Genomic DNA, 2,860 nt, shown 5'->3' on the forward strand with positions numbered 1-2,860 from the left:
GGATGCAGGGCCGGATAAGGCGTTTACGCCACCATCCGGCATGCGCACGGCGCGGCTTAAATTGCCGCGTCGTCTTCTTCACCGGTACGGATCCGCACCACGCGCGCCACATCAAAGACGAAGATCTTACCATCGCCGATTTTGCCCGTCTGCGCTGTGCGAATAATGGTATCCACGCAGGTTTCAACGATATCGTCTGGTACGACGATTTCAATTTTCACCTTCGGCAGAAAATCCACCATGTATTCCGCGCCGCGGTACAGCTCGGTATGCCCTTTCTGACGCCCAAAGCCTTTCACTTCGGTGACGGTCATCCCGGTAATACCGACTTCAGCCAGCGCTTCACGCACATCATCGAGCTTGAAGGGTTTAATAATCGCATCAATCTTTTTCATGCTAGTCCTTGAAAAGGTCGCCTGTCTTTTAATCGGGTAAACGTAACATATTACGCAACGTTATTCTTTGAAATCGTTTGCATCCAGCTCATGGCGTGACAGGAGTTTGTAGAACTCCGTCCGGTTACGGCCCGCCATTCTTGCCGCATGCGTCACATTGCCTTTGGTGATTTGTAGCAACTTGCGCAGATAGTTCAGTTCAAACTGGTTACGCGCTTCAACAAAAGTCGGCAGCGCGGTGTTTTCCCCTTCCAGCGCCTGTTCCACCAGCGCATCGCTGATAACCGGCGAAGAGGTCAGCGCCACACACTGTTCAATCACGTTCACCAGTTGACGCACGTTGCCCGGCCAACTGGCGGTCATTAGCCGCTTCATTGCATCCGTCGAAAATGCCCGCACAAACGGCTTATGCCGCTCCGCCGACTGGCGCAGCAGATGATTTGCCAGTAGCGGAATATCTTCGGTCCGTTCCGCCAGCGCCGGGATTTTCAGACTTACCACGTTGAGGCGATAGTATAAATCTTCACGAAACTCGCCGCGCGCCATCGCTTTCGGCAAGTCACGGTGGGTTGCCGAGATAATACGCACATCAATATCGATGTCGCGGTTGCTGCCAAGCGGCCTGACTTTACGCTCCTGCAAAACGCGCAGCAGTTTGACCTGTAGCGGCGCGGGCATGTCGCCAATCTCGTCCAGGAACAGCGTCCCGCCTTCCGCCGCCTGAAACAGCCCCTCACGGTTACTCACCGCGCCGGTAAACGCGCCGCGCGAGTGGCCGAATAACTCCGACTCCAGCAATTGTTCCGGTAGCGCCCCACAGTTGATGGCAATAAACGGTTTACTGCTGCGCGGGCTGGCATTGTGAATAGCCTGGGCGAAGATCTCTTTCCCGGTACCGCTCTGACCATTGATCAATACGCTGACGTCGGACTGTGCCACCATCCGCGCCTGCTCCAGCAGACGCAGCATCAGCGGGCTACGGGTAACAATCGATTCACGCCAGCTATCATCCGTGGCGGGTGCCGACTGCTCAAGCGCCTCGTCAATCGCCTGATACAGCGCATCTTTATCCACGGGTTTAGTCAGGAAGCTGAACACGCCCTTTTGCGTTGCCGCGACCGCATCCGGAATCGAACCGTGGGCGGTAAGAATGATGACCGGCATTCCCGGCTGCACCTTCTGGATCTCGCTGAACAGCTGCATGCCGTCCATCTCATCCATCCGCAGATCGCTTATCACCAGATCCACTTTTTCACGGTTCAAAACACGCAGCCCTTCTGCCCCGCTCTCTGCGGTCACCACGCTATAGCCTTCACTGGTCAGACGCATGCCCAGCAGTTTTAACAGGCCTGGATCATCATCCACGAGCAGTAAATGCGCCGGTTTACGACTCATTATGGGGTCACCTCATCTTGTGATGATTCCGGGGCTTGTCCTTCAGACTTGTCGCCGCCATGCGTCGCATCCGGATTGTAATTTCCCGCCGGTTTACGGGTGGAAAGCTGGCGCTCAATATCGGTCAGGTTCTCCAGTTTACGCGTGGTGAGATCGAGCTGTGCCTGAAGGTGCTGATGCTGCTGACGCAGCGTATCCAGATCGCCATCGGTCGTTTGCTGCAGTTTGCTGTAACGCTGGCGTTCTTCGGCGAGCTGGAGCTGTAACGACTGTCCGTCGCGCCAGACCTGATAAAGCGGGCGCACCTGCGCCGGGATCTGCGGGCTGAACGCATCCAGTCGCGAGACGTTTTCGCGACGCTCCAGCGGCGTAATTTTGGCATTCGCCAGCAAGATGCCGCGCTTAAAAGCGTTTTGCCAGCTGTCGTCACTCAGCGAGCGGGCCTCGCTGCGCGACTGCACCGGTAACAGGCGATCTGCGCAGTCAATGGCGCGCAGCCAGTAAAGAGGGTTGGTATCCGTCGATTGCCCCTGCAATGCCCAGATATCAGTACACTCAACAGACAGATAATCCGCCAGTTGATACGTCGGGAGGGCATCCTGCGGCGCATCCCCGGTGATGTGCTTCACTGAATGCGGCGTACACCCCATCAGCGCAAGGCACGGCATTCCCGCCAGGATGAACTGGCGGGAGAATAGACGTTGGAAAATGTGAGAAAAAACGTGTGGCATATTCACCAGGCTTAGCATTATTTAGTCGTTTTTCGTTGCAGATAACGGCAGTTCTATGCGGAAGCAAACCTCTTGCGCCTGTTCATCGACAAGATAGAGCTCACCCTGCATACGGCGGATACAATCTCTGGCGATACTTAGCCCCAGTCCGCTCCCTTTCACTGCCCCTTTCCGTTGATGACTTCCCTGGAAAAAAGGTTCGAAAATCATAGTTCTTTCCGCTTCAGGAATAGGAGTTCCGGTGTTGATAACATCGATATACACGGTTGATCCCTGTAAGTGGCTGCGAATACGGATGTTACCGGATTCAGCCCCATAGTGCACCGCATTGGAATAAAG

4 protein-coding genes are annotated in these 2,860 nt (G+C 55.3%); all 4 read right to left on the reverse strand.

What is annotated here, in order from left to right; all coding sequences use genetic code 11:
* Window positions 1-56: 56 nt before the first annotated feature.
* Entirely contained in the window at window positions 57-395 is a 339-nt protein-coding gene (gene glnB, locus AB7E14_RS22370; protein WP_012906673.1) for a nitrogen regulatory protein P-II, read from the reverse strand.
* Between the two features lie 60 nt (window positions 396-455).
* Window positions 456-1,790 carry a two-component system response regulator GlrR gene (gene glrR / locus AB7E14_RS22375; protein WP_086512879.1) on the reverse strand — a complete coding sequence of 445 codons (1,335 nt, stop codon included), beginning with the start codon at window positions 1,788-1,790 and terminating at the stop codon, window positions 456-458.
* The gene (gene qseG, locus AB7E14_RS22380) at window positions 1,790-2,521 is read right to left on the reverse strand and encodes a two-component system QseEF-associated lipoprotein QseG (protein WP_044253128.1); all 732 of its coding nucleotides are present in this window, start codon (window positions 2,519-2,521) and stop codon (window positions 1,790-1,792) included. Before qseG ends, glrR begins: the two co-directional genes overlap by 1 nt.
* A 21-nt stretch (window positions 2,522-2,542) precedes the next feature.
* On the reverse strand, window positions 2,543-2,860 hold a 318-nt coding region (locus tag AB7E14_RS22385; RefSeq protein ID WP_428169983.1), incomplete at its 5' end, for a sensor histidine kinase.

This window comes from Citrobacter sp. (assembly GCF_050252275.1).
Lineage (GTDB): Bacteria > Pseudomonadota > Gammaproteobacteria > Enterobacterales > Enterobacteriaceae > Citrobacter_A > Citrobacter_A amalonaticus.

Bases quoted from the DNA above. Each gene is read 5' to 3' on its own strand.
- glnB (WP_012906673.1), bottom strand. From the start codon at position 395: ATGAAAAAGATTGATGCGATTATTAAACCCTTCAAGCTCGATGATGTG.
- glrR (WP_086512879.1), bottom strand. From the start codon at position 1,790: ATGAGTCGTAAACCGGCGCATTTACTGCTCGTGGATGATGATCCAGGC.
- qseG (WP_044253128.1), bottom strand. From the start codon at position 2,521: ATGCCACACGTTTTTTCTCACATTTTCCAACGTCTATTCTCCCGCCAG.